We start from the raw sequence: 14,481 nt of genomic DNA, 5'->3' as shown, positions 1-14,481 counted from the left end.
ATGACTGCTCTAGCCAATAAAGCGAAATACACGAAATAGCAGTTTCCATTTTCTTTAGTGCAGTAGGCGGTCATGACACCAAAACAGCGATATGAACACGATGTAAAAAAACTCGGTTTTCAGCGAGACTCTGCCCAAGAAAGCGCCGTCGATGCGCTGGATTTACTCTACCATCAGTTTCAGGATTATCTTAACCAACCAGTTAAGCCCTCCGCGGTTTGGACCAAATGGCTTGGCCGCCAACCTAAACAGCCTAACTTACCTAAAGGGCTCTATTTTTGGGGCGGTGTCGGGCGAGGAAAAACCTATCTAATGGATACGTTTTTTGAAGCTCTGCCAACCACTCGCAAAATGCGAGTGCATTTCCACCGTTTTATGTATCGAGTTCATGATGAGCTGAAGGCGCTGGCTGGAGTTGAAGAGCCCTTAGAAAAGGTTGCCGATATTTTAAAGTCTGAAACGGAAATTATCTGTTTTGATGAATTTTTTGTATCAGATATTACCGATGCGATGATTTTGGGTACCTTGTTTCAAGCACTGTTTAAGCGCGGTATTATCTTAGTGGCGACATCGAACATTCCACCGCACGACTTATACCGCAACGGCTTGCAGCGAGCACGCTTTCTCCCTGCAATTGCTTTGATTGAATCACACTGTCATGTGTTGAACGTCGATAGTGGCATTGATTATCGCTTAAGAACATTAGAGCAAGCGGAAATTTACCACTATCCATTGGATGAAGCAGCAAGCCACAATTTACAACATTACTATCGGCAATTGGTTGGTGACGAGAAAAAAGAAGCACGCAGTGAGATTGAAATCAACCATCGCACCCTCCCTGTTGTAAAGGCTAGTGATGGTATTTTACATGCGACATTTGAACAGTTATGCCAAACGGCGAGAAGCCAAAACGATTACATTGAGTTGTCCAAAATTTACCATACAGTACTGCTGGCTGATGTGAAGCAAATGGATCGCGCCATCGATGATGCAGCGCGGCGTTTTATTGCGTTGATTGATGAATTTTACGAACGACATGTCAAAGTAATTATCTCCGCCGAAGTGGCGCTGGACGATCTGTATCTGCATGGGCAACTGGAGTTTGAATTCAAACGTTGTCAGTCGCGGTTAATTGAAATGCAAAGTCATGAGTATTTATCAAGGGAACATCTGGCCTAGCTCAATCCGAACACTTTTAAAGCAAAATAAAAAATTCGTGATTTTGTTCAAAAAGAGGTGATTTTTTCTACTGACTTCCCTATAATCCTGCGACCCACCGTTACTGCAGGCCTGTTTCTGTGAAACGAGAGGCCGAGAGAAACCAAACGCTCGAAGGGGCAACTTTGGACTCTTAGACAGTGGGGGCATTTTAATGCTCCTTTTAGTGTAAATTTTATTTAACGGGTTATTATTAGCATGAAAACTTTCGTTGCTAAACCAGAAACTGTAAAACGCGACTGGTATATCGTAGACGCTGAGGGTAAAACTCTAGGTCGTCTAGCAAGTGAAATTGCATCTCGCCTACGTGGCAAACATAAAGCTGAATACACTCCTCACGTAGACACTGGTGATTACATCATCGTTGTAAACGCTGAGAAAGTTACTGTAACTGGTAACAAAGCAGCAGCTAAAACTTACTACCGTCACACTGAATTTCCAGGCGGCTTAAAATCAATCACTTTCGACAAGCTGATTATTCGTAAGCCAGAGATGGTTATTGAGCTAGCGGTTAAAGGTATGCTACCACGTGGTCCTCTAGGCCGTGCTATGTACCGTAAGCTGAAAGTTTACGCTGGCGCTGAGCACAACCATGCTGCTCAACAACCAAAAGTACTAGACATCTAATTGGGGATTTCGAAAATGGCAGAGAATCAATACTACGGCACTGGCCGTCGCAAAAGCTCAGCTGCACGCGTTTTTATTAAACCAGGCAGCGGCAACATTGTAATCAACAAGCGTAGCCTTGATGTTTACTTTGGTCGTCCAACTTCTCGCATGGTTGTTAAACAACCTCTTGAGCTAGTTGAACTAACTGAGAAACTAGATCTATACATCACTGTTAAAGGTGGTGGTATTTCTGGTCAAGCTGGTGCTATCCGTCACGGTATCACTCGCGCTCTAATGGAATACGACGAATCACTACGTCCTGTTCTACGTGCAGCTGGCTACGTTACTCGCGACGCTCGTTGCGTTGAACGTAAGAAAGTTGGTCTGCGTAAAGCACGTCGTAAACCACAATTCTCTAAGCGTTAATCTTTTTTCAAAAGATTCGCTTCCAGTGTTACTGGATTGTGGTTCAAAAGCCCGGTATTTATACCGGGCTTTTTGTTTTTTGGTGTTAGCAAACACTCACTTTTTTAATCACATCATTTGGTTGTTGCTCTTTAATCTTCCTTTTGTGACCTCACGTGCGATTTACTTCACGAATGTTACGAAAAGGTAGCTTTATCTTGTCAAAAAGTAGGGTTTTATTTATGATTTGCCATCAAATAAATACAACTAGATTCGTATTTTGTTAGCCATGCTCTTGATAAGCGGAATAATAATAATCCACAGGGAGCAAATGGGAGAATGTTTGGATGAGCAATGCGCCTTTAAATAACGGTCGCAGACGTTTCTTAACCGCGACAACAGCCGTTGTCGGAGGGTTAGGAGCCGCTGCTGTCGCCGTTCCTTTTATTAAATCTTGGAACCCAAGTGCCAAAGCCAAAGCGGCTGGAGCCCCCGTTGAAGTTGAAATCGGTAAACTTGAAGAGGGGCAAATGGTTCGTGTTGAGTGGCGAGGAAAACCTGTTTGGGTTGTTCGTCGTTCTCAATCAGTGGTCGATGGGCTAAAAGATATCGAAAACCAACTTCGAGATCCTCAATCGGATGAGCAGCAGCAGCCTAATTATGCGCAAAATGCTTATCGATCGATTAAACCTGAATATTTCGTTGCTGTGGGTATTTGTACTCACCTTGGCTGTTCACCTACTTATTTGCCTGATTCTTTTAGTGAACAAGTTCAAGGGGTTAAATCTGGTTTTTTCTGTCCTTGCCATGGTTCGAAATTTGATATGGCGGGTCGAGTTTTTCAAGGTGTTCCGGCACCACTAAACTTGGTTATCCCTCAATATATGTATCTTAGCGATACTCGTATTGTCATAGGATTAGATGAGACCGGGGAGGCTGCATAATGCAAGTTTTACTTGATTGGGTAGAAAAGCGTTTACCTGCAATGAACGCTTACAAAAAACACCTATCTGAATATCCAATGCCGAAAAACTTTAACTTTTGGTATTTGTTTGGATCGTTAGCCATGTTGGTTCTTGTTAACCAACTGCTCACTGGTGTGTGGCTAACCATGAACTATGTGCCATCAGGTGAAGGGGCTTTTGCATCTGTTGAATACATAATGCGTGATGTTGAGTATGGTTGGTTACTGCGCTATATGCACTCCACTGGCGCTTCAGCTTTCTTTGTGGTGATTTATCTACATATGTTCCGTGGCTTAATTTACGGTTCCTATCAGAAGCCTCGTGAACTGCTATGGCTATTTGGCATGCTGATCTTCTTAGTGTTGATGGCCGAAGCCTTTATGGGATACTTGCTACCATGGGGACAAATGTCCTACTGGGGAGCGCAAGTTATTATCTCTTTGTTCGGTGCAATCCCCGTTATCGGTGATGATTTAACTCTATGGATACGTGGTGACTACGTTATTTCAGGTGCCACTCTGAACCGTTTCTTTGCACTGCATGTGATTGCTTTACCTATTGTTTTATTGTTGCTAATTGTTCTCCATATATTAGCACTGCATGAAGTCGGTTCTAATAACCCTGACGGTATCGAAACCAAAGTACCAAAAGGGTCGATGGGCGATGATTATAAAACGCAGTTTAAATTTCACGACTACTACACCAAGAAATACGACATCATTGATTCGATTCCATTCCATCCTTACGGGACAGTGAAAGATCTTATTGGTGTAGCCGGTTTCTTAATCCTGTTCTGTTATGTGTTGTTCTTTAACCCAGAGATGGGGGGCTACTTCCTTGAGCCGCCTAACTTTGAAGCGGCAAACCCACTAAAAACGCCAGCACACATCGCACCTGTTTGGTATTTCACGCCTTTCTATGCAATTTTACGTGCTGTTCCTGATAAGTTAATTGGTGTGGCTGCGATGGGTGCATCGATTGTGGTGTTGTTCTTATTGCCATGGCTGGATCGTTGTAAGGTTCGTTCTTACCGTTATCGTAGTAAGTTCCACTTAATCAATATTATTCAGTTCACTATCTGCTTTATTGCGTTAGGTGTTTTAGGTGCGTTACCTGCGACAGCCACTTACACAATGCTTGCACGTATATTTAGCGTTGGTTACTTCATGTTCTTTGTTTTGTTGTTCTTCTACAGCAAAAATGAAGCAACGAAACCATTACCAGAGAGGGTGACATTTAAATGAAAAAGTGGATTGTAATTTTGTTTGCAATGCTGCCATCTCTTGCTTTGGCAGCTGGCGCAAATGTACATTTAGATAAAGCAAATAATGATTTAACAGATCAAGCATCACTGCAGCATGGTGCAAAGCTATTCATGAACTACTGTTTTGGTTGCCACTCAACTCAGTACCAGCGTTATGAGCGTGTAGCGAATGATTTGAATATTCCCTCGGATTTGATGAAAGAGAATTTGATTTTTGATCCGAATGCCAAAATTGGTCAACTGATGGAGAATGCGATTCCAGATAAGTCGGCAGCGAAATGGTTTGGTGCACCACCACCAGATTTAACGCTTGTGGCTCGTGTTCGAGGAACAGATTGGTTGTATACTTACCTTCGTTCATTTTATGCCGATCCTAGCCGGCCCTTTGGCGTAAACAACATCGTATTCCCAAGTGTCGGTATGCCTCATGTGCTTGAAGAGCTACAAGGGATCCCACAACCAGTTTATGGTACTCATCTTGTCAATGGCGAGGAAGTCAAGGCTGTTATTGGTGCCGAGTCTGATGGAACGGGTGAGCTGAGCCAAAGTGAGTATGATCAAGCGGTCCGTGACATTGTTAACTTCCTTGAATATTCAGCAGAACCAGTCAAGCTTGAACGTCAAACTTTAGGTTGGTGGGTAATGGCATTCCTTGTGCTATTTACTATCGTGGTTGTTCTATTGAAGAAAGAATATTGGCGTGATGTGCATTAATTGTGCTACCATGCGGCGTTAATTTCTAATTTTTAGAATCTTCAATGGAGGCTTGGCCTCCATTGTTTTTATATCTGTAAGTGTGCTGGAGGGCTCCATGGCTGTAGCTGCCAATAAACGTTCTGTGATGACGCTATTTTCGAGTGCATCTGATATGTATAGTCATCAGGTACGTATTGTTCTAGCGGAAAAAGGTGTCAGTGTTGAAGTAGAATTAGTTGATGAAACCAATCTGCCAGCTGACCTTATTGAGCTAAACCCATATAAGACAGTACCAACGTTAGTTGATCGTGAGCTTGCTCTTTATGACTCAAAGATCATCATGGAATACCTAGATGAGCGTTTCCCTCATCCACCGCTGATGCCTGTTTATCCTGTGGCTCGTGGTAATAGCCGTTTGATGATTTACCGTATTGAGAAAAACTGGTACTCACTGGCTGAGAAAGTCGTGAAGGGTAATGCGGAAGAGTCAGAAGCAGCTCGTAATAAATTACGCAATGATCTGCTTACTCTTGGTCCTGTGTTCGCGGAATACGAATATTTCATGAGTGAAGAGTTTAGCCTCATTGACTGTTATTTAGCTCCATTACTATGGCGCTTACCTATTTTGGGTATTGATCTGATTGGTCCTGGCTCTAAAGAGCTTAAAGTATATATGAATCGTGTTTTTGAGCGTGATTCATTCTTGGCTTCTTTAACAGAAGCTGAACGTGAGATGCGTTTAGTTCGTTAAGGCAGTTTGATGGATATCTCTCAAATGACTCCTCGCCGACCTTATATGCTTAGAGCATTTTATGATTGGCTATTAGAAAATGAATTGACTCCTCATGTTGTTGTGGATGCCACTCTTACGGGTGTACGAGTGCCGATGGAGTTTGTGCAAGATGGACAAATTATCCTTAATCTTGCCCCAAGAGCGATAGGTAACCTTGAGCTTGGCAATGAAGCGATTACGTTCAATGCTCGCTTTGGTGGACGTCCTCATTCGGTCATAGTGCCTTTGTACGCAGTGCAAGCTATCTATGCACGTGAAAACGGTGCAGGTACTATGTTTGAACCTGAAGAGGCCTATATCCCTTATCTAGAAGCGGGCATAACAGAGGAATCTGAACAAGAGCCGATGTTAAGCGTTGCTTCTCAAGAAGATGAGGAATTATCAGAGACTCGAGCACAAGAAACCTCTCGGCCGAAGGGAAAACCAAGCTTAAGAGTTATTAAGTAACTCATTTTCACACATTAAGCAGTCATGATCGAAAAAGCAGCGATATTCGCTGCTTTTTTTCTAAAAAAAACAAAGGATAACCGAGGTTATTCGCTGTATTGAAATGCCTTAATCACCTGTTTTACGCCTGATATGTTTCGGGCAATATCACTGGCTAGATTAGCCTGTTCTGCCGAGACATAGCCAAGTAAAAATACTTCTCTATTTTCTGTGATTACTTTGATTTTGATTGTGTTCAGTTCAGAATTGGCCAACAGCGCTGATTTTACTTTAGTCGTAATCCAACTGTCGTTACTGATTTCGCCAATTGATAAAGGCGCTTTTATTCTGACTTGATTATGAATGGTTTTGACCCCTTTTGTCTCACGTGCTTTATTTTCAAACTCATTGAGTAATCCGGAGTTTTCAGCTTGTCCCATCAATACGACAATCCCTTGATAAGAACTGGCCGTAATGCGAGTTTTTCCGTTAAAGGGGGCTTTATTGGCGATACCTGCTACTTCAAATTCGATGTTATTATCATTCCAAATTTCTTGAGTGGTTCGAGGGTCTGTTACTAGGCTCGCTGTTGTCGCCGCGCCAGCAAGGATAACTCCTGCACAACCTGATACAGCAAAGCTCAACAGTAGAATGAGTGAAAGTTTTAATCTATTCATTGTCTATTCTTCATGAGAAGGGAAAAGGACTTGATCAATCAAGTCACATAAGCAGTGTAGGGTGACCATATGAACTTCATGGATTCGAGCCGTCCGCTGCGAGGGGATGCGGATCTCCACATCATTTTCACCTAGAAGACCAGCCATTTCTCCACCGTCTTTGCCTGTGAGAGCGATAATCGTCATATCACGAGTCACAGCCGCTTCCATCGCTTTAATGATGTTTTTGCTGTTACCACTGGTTGAAATAGCCAACAAAACATCACCAGGTTGACCAAATGCACGTACCTGTTTCGAGAATATTTCTTGGTAGTGATAGTCGTTAGCAACTGCGGTTAACGTGGTATTGTCTGCGGTTAATGCAATGGCGGGTAAACTCGGGCGTTCAGTTTCAAAACGGTTCAGTAAGCAAGAAGAAAAAAGCTGGGCATTGGCCGAAGAGCCACCATTACCGCAACAGAGAATTTTATGACCGTTAAGTAGCGTTGCCACCATGGCTTGTGCAGCATGCGTGATCGCATGGGGTAGTGCTTCAGCAGCCGCAATTTGAATTTGGATGCTTTCGGTAAAACTGTCTTTAATGCTGTCGAGCATCGTTTATCCTTGAGTTATTGCGTTTTTAATCCACTCAATGTGGTGCACATCTTGGTGGATGGCGATCACATCGAAACGAAAATCGGTGTCATAGGGCGATAGGCCATGTTTCAGTAGCCATAAATTCGCGGTTTTCATCAACTTTGCCATTTTTGCGGTAGTAACCATTTCTGCGGCATGCCCATGACATTGGTTTTTTCTGTATTTAACCTCTACGAACACTAAGGTGTTTTTATCTCGCATAATGAGGTCGATTTCACCGACTTTGGTATTGAAGTTTTGTTCAATAAAAGCCAAACCACAACCTAATAAATAGTGTTTGGCTGCGGTTTCATACTGTTGACCAACTGCGCGGCGACTAAAGAGCGCCATGCACCGCCCAACTGATCTCTCTCTGTACCACGCATTGCTCATCAATACTTAATGTGCCTGTTTTGCCATCGATACTATACCCCTCGACGACTTTCATTTGTGGTAACTCAATCATTAACTGATAAGCATCCATACCTAATGCTTGTAAGCGTCGCTCGCTATTGGAGTTCTTTGGCCACAATTGGTTCATTTCATTATCCAGCATTGAATTGGGATGAATGAGTAATGGAATATCGCTATAAGTTACACCAGAGAGGTCTTCATACTGTGTGTTACCACTGTTACTACGAGAGTTTGAGAACAGTTTAGGTGGCTTAGTGTCAGGGTTAATTGCGACCTCGATAAAGGGTTTAATTAAAGTCAATTCTGCGCTGTTAGCCACGATATAAACCGAATCGATATCACGACGACTGCGGGGCAGGCTTTGTAAATCAATACCCATCAACGCATCCATTTGCGCGATATTTTGTTGGCTATCTTGCAGACCAAATACTGAGTTAATGTTGCGTTGCAATTGACGCTTATCACCAAATAGGTTCACCGATACTTTATTCTTGCTGTATTTTTGCCATTCTGCGTTAAACGCTTCTACTACACGCTGGCCGTAATTACCTTGAGGAGCGAGTATTAAAGGGTACTGATAGCCTTGGCTAAACAGATACTTAGCGGCTTGTTCAACCTCTTGCTCTGGCGAAAGTGCAAGATAGCAAGTGTTGGGGTGATCTTCAATTTGGTCTGGAATATTCAACGCCAGCGTAGGGATAGAAGCTAAGCGTGCTTGTTGAAGCTTATGTAGATTCTCGATGTTCTCTTTGATGAGTGGCCCAACAATGAAATCAATGTTTTTTTCAATCAGTTGCTTGTCTATGAGCGCGGCGTCTTCGGCATTGGTATCAATCACAGTCAAGGTAGCATTGAGGTCACGGTTACGGTCATTCATCATCGCCATGATAAAGCCATCACGGATCAGTTGAGCTTGCGTGGCAAATTTTCCGGAAAGAGGAAGTAACAACGCGGTGTTAGTGGGTTTGATGATTTCCAGCGCTAAAATATCTTGTATCGCTTTAGGTGTATAACGAGCCGCTGGGTGATTGCTGTTTTCCGCAAGCCATTTTTCGAGCGTATTCTTCAACTGCGGAATATTACTATTGAGCGTTTTCATATATACAGCCAGTTGTAGCCAGCCATCGAGCACGTTTTCGTTAGGCTCTGGATTTAATTGGGTAATTTCACGCTCGCTATAGTGATTGAAATTGAGCCAAATTTGATCAGCAATCGCCTCTTGCTCGGCATCATCAACGTAAGTGCTTAATGCAATAAGCTCCCTACTTGAATCAAAAGGGCGGCTGAGCGCGGTAAAAATATCGGCGCGCATTTGATGGTATTGAGCCCATGTTTCAGGGCTTAGCTTCCACCAAGCCTGAAAATTAAGCTGAGAGAGCGCTTGTGAAAACTGTTCCGCATTACTCAACAACTGCGCCTTAGCCATTTGCCATTCAGCTTGTTGCGCTTCAGAGAGCGACTGTTTGGCTAAGCGCATAATCAACAGTTGCGCTTGTTCGCTGTTGTTTTCGTTAATGGCGGCTTTAAGAGCCATGATCAACCAATCATTTTGCAGTGAACCTTGGCTACTATCTGCTTGCATCAAGTAAGTTTGCGCTGACTTGGTGGGATCTTGCGTAATATCGACTGAGGTGGGCGTCGACGGTGAAGACGAACACGCCGCCAAAGCCATTGCTAATGCAACGGGCGTGAATAAGCGTGGTACACTGAGTCTCGGATGGTTCTTCATAGCCATGAGTTCTTTCGTTATTCCGTGTAAAATTGTCTCTATATTAATCGTTGAAGTGATGGTAAACAAATGACAGATAGCAAAACCTTGCCAGCAGAGATCCCAACTCTCTACATTGTTCCTACGCCAATTGGCAATTTGGGTGATATTACCCAGCGAGCCATTGAAGTACTCTCAAGTGTTGATGTTATCGCTGCGGAAGATACACGCCATACTGGCAGACTTCTCGCTCACTTCAATATCCAGACTAAAACCTTTGCCTTGCATGATCACAACGAACAGCAAAAAGCACAAGTGTTAGTCGATAAATTATTATCAGGGCAATCTATTGCGTTGGTTTCTGATGCAGGAACGCCACTGATCAGTGATCCAGGGTACCATCTTGTCAATCAATGTCGTCAAGCTGGTGTGAGAGTTGTGCCACTTCCGGGCGCTTGTGCTGTGATTACTGCGCTCAGTGCATCAGGCTTGCCTTCTGATCGTTTCAGTTTTGAAGGTTTTTTGCCGCCGAAAAGCAAAGGGCGTAAAGATAAATTCCTAGAGATCGCTAAGGCTGAATGCACCTGTATTTTTTATGAGTCACCACACCGAATTAGCGAATCACTGCAAGATATGTTAGCTATCTTAGGGCCAGATCGTAACGTGGTGCTAGCCCGCGAGCTCACCAAAACCTTCGAGACGATTCAAGGTTTGCCGTTAGGCGAACTGATTAATTGGATTAATGAAGATGAGAACCGCAAGCGTGGTGAAATGGTGTTACTGATCCATGGTTACAGAGAAAGCGTGGACGATAGCTTGCCGGACGAAGCGTTGCGCAGTTTAGCGATTTTGACAAAAGAGCTGCCTCTGAAAAAAGCGGCCGCATTGGCGGCTGAAATTTATAACCTTAAGAAAAATGCCCTTTATAAGTGGGGGCTTGAAAACCTATCTGCTTAAATTAGCCAGCGGCATCTTGATGTTTTAAATCGATGGATAATTAAACGCTTAAGCGTGAATTAAACACAGAAGTTGTTTGAGCCTAGACAGTACCTATCTTTCTCTATACAATCCGCCCTCGGAGTTGACTGGGTAGTCGCTGCTTCATTGATGTCCTTTAGCCTTGTGCTGGGGAGACTGATGGAGGGGAGGAAAGTCCGGGCTCCATAGAGCAGGGTGCCAGGTAACGCCTGGGGGGCGAAAGCCTACGACAAGTGCAGCAGAGAGAAGACCGCCGATGGCCCAATTTCTTCGGAATGAGCACAGGTAAGGGTGAAAGGGTGCGGTAAGAGCGCACCGTGCGTCTGGCAACAGTTCGTAGCAAGGTAAACTCCACCCGGAGCAAGACCAAATAGGCTTCCACATTGCGTTGCTCGCGTAAGGAAGCGGGTAGGTTGCTTGAGCCAGTGAGTGATTGCTGGCCTAGACGAATGGCTACTGCCGCGCAAGCGGAACAGAACCCGGCTTATACGTCAACTCCACCTATTGCAGACCCATCATAACTCTTGCGGTTATGATGGGTTTTTTGCTTTTTATTGACGAAAATTATTTCGTAAGCACTAAACTTAGCGCAATATCACGTGATGCCAACGTCAAGTGGTAGCGATGCGGCGTTAAATCAGTAAACTGAATACTTGCGCCGTAGCCGATTGCTATATTTCAGCTTTAGCCCGATGAGAAAACGATGACTGAACCTTTTCAACACATTTCTGTACTACTGAATGAATCCATTGATGGCCTTGCTATCAAACCAGACGGTATTTATATCGACGGCACGTTTGGCCGTGGTGGTCATAGTCGTACAATTCTCTCTAAGTTGGGTGACAATGGTCGTCTGTACAGCATAGATCGCGATCCACAAGCGATTGCTGAAGCTGGAAAAATTAACGACCCGCGTTTTACTATCATCCATGGCCCATTTTCTGGCATGGCACAATACGCTGAGCGCTACGATCTGGTCGGGAAAGTGGATGGAGTACTACTTGATTTAGGCGTTTCCTCGCCGCAATTGGACGATGCCGAGCGCGGTTTTAGTTTCATGAAAGATGGCCCGCTTGATATGCGTATGGACCCGACGTCAGGGATCCCTGTCTCGCAGTGGCTTGCGCAAGCCGATTTGGACGACATTACTTGGGTGATTCGTGAATTTGGTGAAGACAAGCACGCGCGCCGTATTGCCAAAGCGATTGTCGCTTACCGTGAAGACGATGAAAAAGAGCCTCTGACGCGTACCAGTCAATTGGCTAAACTGATTTCAGAAGCCGCGCCGAAAAGCTTTAAAGAGAAAAAACACCCGGCTACGCGCTCATTTCAAGCATTTCGTATCTATATCAATAGTGAATTAGAAGAGATCGACACTGCATTAAAAGGCGCAGCTAAGATCTTAGCCCCACAAGGGCGCTTATCGGTGATCAGTTTCCATTCGCTTGAAGATCGCATGGTCAAACGCTTTATTCGTAAAGAGAGTAAAGGCCCAGAGGTTCCACATGGTTTGCCGTTAACAGAAATACAAATTCAGGCATTGGGCTCAGCCAACTTAAAACCAGTTGGGAAAGCGATTATGCCAACTAAAGAAGAAGTGGAACTCAATCCCCGCTCACGCAGCTCAGTATTACGAGTTGCTGAAAAACTGTAGTCCATGTCTAAGTCGCCGCCTAACTTAACCAAACTGATTGCACTTGACCTGTTTACGGTGGGTCGAGTGCCGCTTATTTTGTTAATGTTAATTTTTGCCAGTGCGATGGGAGTGGTGTTTATTACCCACCATTCTAGGCAGGCGATTTCAGAAAAAGATCAAACCTTAGTTGAGCGCGAGCGGCTCGATAATGAATGGCGTAACCTCATTCTTGAGGAAACGGCCCTCGCAGAACATAGCCGCGTGCAGAACCTTGCCAAACAAGAGCTGGAAATGAAGCGACCTGATTCTGATAAAGAAGTGGTGATTACGCTCAAATGAAAAAAAACAAAGACAAAGCCCAAGCGGCACCTCGTCAAGAAAAAGCGACATCTCCTATTTTGATCCGTTGGCGATTCTATCTCATCCTCTTTTTTGTATTCGTTGCTTTCGCTTTATTGGTTGGGCGCGTTGCCTTCATCCAAATTATCGAACCGGATAATTTGATCCGCGAAGGGGATATGCGCTCTGTCCGAGCCAAAACCTTGCCATCGGCACGCGGAATCATTTCAGATCGTAATGGTGAACCTCTCGCAGTCAGTGTTCCTGTCGATGCAGTATGGGCTGATCCTGTAGCTATTTTTAAAGCCGGCGGCTTAGTTGAACGTGAACGCTGGTACGCACTGGCTGATGTGTTAGGCATTAAGCGCAGTGAGCTGCTGAAAAAAATTGAAGAGAACCAAACCCGCCGTTTTATCTATTTGCAGCGTCAAGTTAGCCCTGCAATGGCCAATTATATTCGCGAACTTAAATTAGCGGGTGTGGGGCTCAAGGCCGAATCTCGCCGTTACTATCCAGCCGGTGAGGCGAGTGCGCACTTAATTGGTGTGACGGGCATCGATGGCCACGGTTTAGAAGGGGTTGAGCGCAGCTATGATAAATGGCTGACGGGGGAAGCTGGCAAACAGGTGATCCGCAAAGATCGGTATGGCCGAGTGGTGGAAAATATCTCGCTTGAAGAGCGTGAAGAGGGCAAGCCACTGGCGTTGACCATTGACCAACGTTTGCAAGCGATCGCCTTTCGTGCGGTCAAGCAAGCTGTGGCGGACTATCGTGCCACTTCGGCATCGGCCATTTTGCTCGACGTGAAAACGGGTGCGGTATTAGCGATGGTTAACGCCCCTTCATACAACCCCAATAACCGTTCCGATTGGCAAAGTTTTAAAATGCGTAACCGCGTGATCACGGACGCCTTTGAGCCGGGCTCAACTGTTAAACCTTTTGTGGTATTGGCCGCGCTTGAAAATGGCGTTGCGAATGACAAAACGGTGATTGATACAGGGAATGGCATCATGCAAATCGGCGGCAGTCGAGTGCGTGATACCTCAAAAGTCGGCAAAGCCGATTTAACCTTAATTCTGAAAAAATCGAGTAACATCGGAGTGGCTAAGCTGGCGCTTGAAATGCCTCTCGAAGCCCTATTAGGTATGTATACCTCTGTAGGGCTTGGTGAAATGTCCGGTTTAAACCTCGTCGGTGAGACTTTGGGTATTTTCCCGAATCGCCGCCGTTGGTCACCGTTTGAAATTGCCACCTTGGCATTTGGCTATGGTTTGTCAATTACCCCCATTCAGTTGGCTCATGCTTATGCCACTTTAGGCAATTTAGGTCAGTACCAACCAATCCATATTATTGACAGCAACCAGCAAGATTTATCACGCCAAGTGGTTGATAAAACTAATGCTAAGAAAGTGTTGGAAATGTTAGAAACCGTTACCCAACCCGGTGGCACAGCAACTCAAGCCGCGGTTCCGGGCTATCGTATTGCGGCCAAGTCAGGCACTTCGCGCAAAGCGATTGCCGGCGGTTATGGTGATGAATATTTTGCTTACACGGCAGGAGTGGCTCCAGTGAGCGACCCTCGAGTCTCGTTAGTGGTGATGGTGAATGAACCTCAAGGTGACTTATATTATGGCGGTTCCGTTGCCGGCCCTGTCTTTGCCGAAATAATGAAAGGAGCGTTGCAGATCCTCAATGTCGCTCCTGATGAAAATCGATTCCAAAAATAATTAAGAGAGAA

The 14,481-nt window shown here is 44.7% G+C and carries 16 protein-coding genes and 1 other RNA gene; 13 read left to right on the top strand and 4 right to left on the bottom strand.

The annotated features are described in order from the left end of the window. The first annotated feature begins 72 nt into the window (after window positions 1–72). The 8 genes from zapE to sspB all read left to right on the top strand — a co-directional run bounded on the left by zapE (window position 73) and on the right by sspB (window position 6,397). On the top strand, window positions 73–1,179 hold the full coding sequence (gene zapE / locus AACV12_RS05610) for a cell division protein ZapE (protein WP_170900027.1): 1,107 nt from the start codon (window positions 73–75) through the stop codon (window positions 1,177–1,179). Window positions 1,180–1,416: 237 nt separating this feature from the next. Continuing rightward, on the top strand, window positions 1,417–1,845 hold the full coding sequence (rplM, locus tag AACV12_RS05605) for a 50S ribosomal protein L13 (RefSeq protein ID WP_013856066.1): 429 nt from the start codon (window positions 1,417–1,419) through the stop codon (window positions 1,843–1,845). 15 nt (window positions 1,846–1,860) lie between these two features. Then, window positions 1,861–2,253 carry a 30S ribosomal protein S9 gene (rpsI, locus tag AACV12_RS05600; protein WP_010318040.1) on the top strand — a complete coding sequence of 131 codons (393 nt, stop codon included), beginning with the start codon at window positions 1,861–1,863 and terminating at the stop codon, window positions 2,251–2,253. 326 nt (window positions 2,254–2,579) lie between these two features. Beyond that, on the top strand, window positions 2,580–3,176 hold the full coding sequence (petA, locus tag AACV12_RS05595) for a ubiquinol-cytochrome c reductase iron-sulfur subunit (protein ID WP_010318038.1): 597 nt from the start codon (window positions 2,580–2,582) through the stop codon (window positions 3,174–3,176). Beyond that, entirely contained in the window at window positions 3,176–4,441 is a 1,266-nt protein-coding gene (locus AACV12_RS05590; RefSeq protein ID WP_017046505.1) for a cytochrome b, read from the top strand. The genes petA and AACV12_RS05590 overlap by 1 nt, the downstream gene beginning before the upstream one ends. Next, window positions 4,438–5,175 carry a cytochrome c1 gene (locus AACV12_RS05585; protein ID WP_017046506.1) on the top strand — a complete coding sequence of 246 codons (738 nt, stop codon included), beginning with the start codon at window positions 4,438–4,440 and terminating at the stop codon, window positions 5,173–5,175. The genes AACV12_RS05590 and AACV12_RS05585 overlap by 4 nt, the downstream gene beginning before the upstream one ends. 97 nt (window positions 5,176–5,272) lie before the next feature. Next, entirely contained in the window at window positions 5,273–5,908 is a 636-nt protein-coding gene (sspA, locus tag AACV12_RS05580) for a stringent starvation protein SspA (protein WP_026027272.1), read from the top strand. Between the two features lie 9 nt (window positions 5,909–5,917). Next, window positions 5,918–6,397 carry a ClpXP protease specificity-enhancing factor gene (gene sspB / locus AACV12_RS05575; protein WP_170900026.1) on the top strand — a complete coding sequence of 160 codons (480 nt, stop codon included), beginning with the start codon at window positions 5,918–5,920 and terminating at the stop codon, window positions 6,395–6,397. An 86-nt stretch (window positions 6,398–6,483) separates the two neighbouring features. Here the strand turns inward: sspB and AACV12_RS05570 are convergent, their stop codons facing one another. From AACV12_RS05570 to AACV12_RS05555, 4 genes are read right to left on the bottom strand one after another with little or no spacing between them, the layout of a single operon-like run. Then, the gene (locus AACV12_RS05570; protein WP_017042658.1) at window positions 6,484–7,053 is read right to left on the bottom strand and encodes a BON domain-containing protein; all 570 of its coding nucleotides are present in this window, start codon (window positions 7,051–7,053) and stop codon (window positions 6,484–6,486) included. Between the two features lie 3 nt (window positions 7,054–7,056). Then, a complete protein-coding gene (locus AACV12_RS05565; RefSeq protein ID WP_010318025.1) occupies window positions 7,057–7,647 on the bottom strand; it encodes a phosphoheptose isomerase in 591 nt (196 codons plus the stop codon). A gap of 3 nt (window positions 7,648–7,650) precedes the next feature. Beyond that, window positions 7,651–8,019: a YraN family protein gene (locus AACV12_RS05560; protein ID WP_017046509.1), complete on the bottom strand. Its 369-nt coding sequence runs from the start codon at window positions 8,017–8,019 to the stop codon at window positions 7,651–7,653. Next, entirely contained in the window at window positions 8,006–9,811 is a 1,806-nt protein-coding gene (locus AACV12_RS05555; RefSeq protein ID WP_029388462.1) for a penicillin-binding protein activator, read from the bottom strand. Before AACV12_RS05555 ends, AACV12_RS05560 begins: the two co-directional genes overlap by 14 nt. 69 nt (window positions 9,812–9,880) lie before the next feature. Between AACV12_RS05555 and rsmI the strand changes: the two genes are divergently transcribed. From rsmI to AACV12_RS05530, 5 genes are all read left to right on the top strand, one after another. Then, entirely contained in the window at window positions 9,881–10,747 is an 867-nt protein-coding gene (gene rsmI, locus AACV12_RS05550) for a 16S rRNA (cytidine(1402)-2'-O)-methyltransferase (RefSeq protein WP_170900025.1), read from the top strand. Window positions 10,748–10,867: 120 nt separating this feature from the next. Next, window positions 10,868–11,271: RNase P RNA component class A (gene rnpB, locus AACV12_RS05545), an RNA gene on the top strand. Window positions 11,272–11,471: 200 nt separating this feature from the next. Further along, a complete protein-coding gene (rsmH, locus tag AACV12_RS05540) occupies window positions 11,472–12,422 on the top strand; it encodes a 16S rRNA (cytosine(1402)-N(4))-methyltransferase RsmH (RefSeq protein ID WP_010318016.1) in 951 nt (316 codons plus the stop codon). Window positions 12,423–12,425: 3 nt separating this feature from the next. Further along, window positions 12,426–12,743, top strand: coding sequence for a cell division protein FtsL (gene ftsL, locus AACV12_RS05535; RefSeq protein ID WP_010318013.1), 318 nt, complete (start codon window positions 12,426–12,428; stop codon window positions 12,741–12,743). Continuing rightward, entirely contained in the window at window positions 12,740–14,470 is a 1,731-nt protein-coding gene (locus AACV12_RS05530) for a peptidoglycan glycosyltransferase FtsI (protein WP_013856076.1), read from the top strand. Before ftsL ends, AACV12_RS05530 begins: the two co-directional genes overlap by 4 nt. The last annotated feature ends 11 nt before the right edge of the window (window positions 14,471–14,481 follow it).

Origin of the sequence: Vibrio sp. 2-2(8) (genome assembly GCF_963888495.1) — a bacterium.
Classification (GTDB): Bacteria; Pseudomonadota; Gammaproteobacteria; order Enterobacterales; family Vibrionaceae; genus Vibrio; species Vibrio anguillarum.
Note: the sequence above shows the minus strand (reverse complement) of the source record. Positions and strands in the feature narration are given on the sequence as shown.

What these genes read in the sequence shown, in the direction of transcription:
- rplM (WP_013856066.1), top strand. Translation starts at nt 1,417, where the DNA reads ATGAAAACTTTCGTTGCTAAACCAGAAACTGTAAAACGCGACTGGTAT.
- sspA (WP_026027272.1), top strand. Translation starts at nt 5,273, where the DNA reads ATGGCTGTAGCTGCCAATAAACGTTCTGTGATGACGCTATTTTCGAGT.
- rsmI (WP_170900025.1), top strand. Translation starts at nt 9,881, where the DNA reads ATGACAGATAGCAAAACCTTGCCAGCAGAGATCCCAACTCTCTACATT.
- sspB (WP_170900026.1), top strand. Translation starts at nt 5,918, where the DNA reads ATGGATATCTCTCAAATGACTCCTCGCCGACCTTATATGCTTAGAGCA.
- ftsL (WP_010318013.1), top strand. Translation starts at nt 12,426, where the DNA reads ATGTCTAAGTCGCCGCCTAACTTAACCAAACTGATTGCACTTGACCTG.
- rpsI (WP_010318040.1), top strand. Translation starts at nt 1,861, where the DNA reads ATGGCAGAGAATCAATACTACGGCACTGGCCGTCGCAAAAGCTCAGCT.
- AACV12_RS05560 (WP_017046509.1), bottom strand. Translation starts at nt 8,019, where the DNA reads ATGGCGCTCTTTAGTCGCCGCGCAGTTGGTCAACAGTATGAAACCGCA.
- AACV12_RS05565 (WP_010318025.1), bottom strand. Translation starts at nt 7,647, where the DNA reads ATGCTCGACAGCATTAAAGACAGTTTTACCGAAAGCATCCAAATTCAA.
- AACV12_RS05530 (WP_013856076.1), top strand. Translation starts at nt 12,740, where the DNA reads ATGAAAAAAAACAAAGACAAAGCCCAAGCGGCACCTCGTCAAGAAAAA.
- AACV12_RS05570 (WP_017042658.1), bottom strand. Translation starts at nt 7,053, where the DNA reads ATGAATAGATTAAAACTTTCACTCATTCTACTGTTGAGCTTTGCTGTA.
- zapE (WP_170900027.1), top strand. Translation starts at nt 73, where the DNA reads ATGACACCAAAACAGCGATATGAACACGATGTAAAAAAACTCGGTTTT.
- AACV12_RS05585 (WP_017046506.1), top strand. Translation starts at nt 4,438, where the DNA reads ATGAAAAAGTGGATTGTAATTTTGTTTGCAATGCTGCCATCTCTTGCT.
- petA (WP_010318038.1), top strand. Translation starts at nt 2,580, where the DNA reads ATGAGCAATGCGCCTTTAAATAACGGTCGCAGACGTTTCTTAACCGCG.
- AACV12_RS05555 (WP_029388462.1), bottom strand. Translation starts at nt 9,811, where the DNA reads ATGAAGAACCATCCGAGACTCAGTGTACCACGCTTATTCACGCCCGTT.
- rsmH (WP_010318016.1), top strand. Translation starts at nt 11,472, where the DNA reads ATGACTGAACCTTTTCAACACATTTCTGTACTACTGAATGAATCCATT.
- AACV12_RS05590 (WP_017046505.1), top strand. Translation starts at nt 3,176, where the DNA reads ATGCAAGTTTTACTTGATTGGGTAGAAAAGCGTTTACCTGCAATGAAC.